Origin of the sequence: Shewanella sp. SW32, from assembly GCF_025653365.1 — a bacterium.
GTDB classification, from domain to species: domain Bacteria; phylum Pseudomonadota; class Gammaproteobacteria; order Enterobacterales; family Shewanellaceae; genus Shewanella; species Shewanella oncorhynchi.
Genome location: NZ_JAKKSJ010000092.1, coordinates 1 through 1,202, shown reverse-complemented (window position 1 = coordinate 1,202; position 1,202 = coordinate 1). Strand labels below are relative to the sequence as shown.

General features: G+C 45.1%; 2 protein-coding genes. Both read right to left on the bottom strand.

The genetic code is table 11. The features are described 5' to 3' along the window. Positions 1-77 precede the first annotated feature (77 nt). Complete coding sequence (locus L5M28_RS23930; RefSeq protein ID WP_263198896.1) at positions 78-932, bottom strand: hypothetical protein; 855 nt, start codon at positions 930-932, stop codon at positions 78-80. Beyond that, positions 932-1,202: hypothetical protein (locus tag L5M28_RS23925; protein WP_263204540.1), on the bottom strand; the 271-nt coding region annotated here is incomplete at its 5' end. The genes L5M28_RS23925 and L5M28_RS23930, both read right to left, overlap by 1 nt.

The window sequence follows — 1,202 nt, the reverse complement described above, 5'->3', positions numbered from 1 at the left end:
CGAGTAGTGACATTTGTGAAGCTCCAAAAAAAGAAAACCCAGCGCGATGGCTGGGTTAATTGAATACGGGTAGCGGCTTAACGCGGCATCATTGCCGCGCCATAAGCTGACTGCACGCCACTTTCTCTTAATTGCTTTAAGCGTTCCTGCTGTTGAGCTATGGTTTCAGGAGAAAGAAGCCCGGGCTTACGAGTGGTATCACCACGATCATTAAGTAAATAATCAACCGCCATTTCACGCTTAGTTTCACCAGGCTTAGGCATTGCTGTTGATTGGGCTGGTTGAGCCTTACGAACATCTTCAAACCATTTCTTTTTATCGTAATCATCAGTCGGAGGCGCCGTCACTATTTCTGTCTTGGTTTTATCAGCACCGTTATCAGCGGTAGGCTGAGGTAGGTACATATTAAAGCCGTACTTGTCTATTTGGTCAGCGCTTAAACCGCTACGTTGGACAATGCTGGTTCTAGTGCTATCAAACTGTGACCTTGCGTCCTCAATGGCTGCTGCATACCCAGTAGGGTCATTAGCCTGCTTTGTGACGGGGTCTAAATAATTAGCATCAACTTCAGCCAATGACTCCTTATAATCTTCCTTTAAACGATCTAATGCTTGGCCGATTAATAACGCATTTTGCTTCTCATCATTGCGACCTTCACGCGCATTAGCGCGATTAGATTCCTGATTACGGTAATCAACATCTTCCTTACGGCGAGAATCATCTCTTGTTTGTTGATCCTTATAACGACTTTCATCTTTAACCTGAGCTTGCTCATAACGAGCGTCCTCTTTGGCCCAGCGTTTTTCTATACTCGCTTGACGCATGCGCTCAATTTCATCGTCACGCATCGCCATAGCATAGGCATATAAACCCTGCCCAATGGCTTGGCCTGCACCCTGTAAACCTTTTCCTAATCCTGCAAGTAATGACATTACACACCCCCTACTGCTGCGCGCTGCATCAAACCTTTAGGCTCTGCTTGTTTAGGTACAACTCCAAGCGCTTGACCTTCCTTATTAGCATCGTCAACTGATTGTTTTAGCTCATTAACATCAAGCTCACCCATCGCCTCTTTAGTAGATATATAAGCGCTATAGGCTTGGCTTACGGCAGTATCAACAAATTGCTCAGTAATTTCATCTTCTGCTAAGGCACCCGCATCGACAGCTATATCAGATAATTCAATCAATATTTCAGTAGCC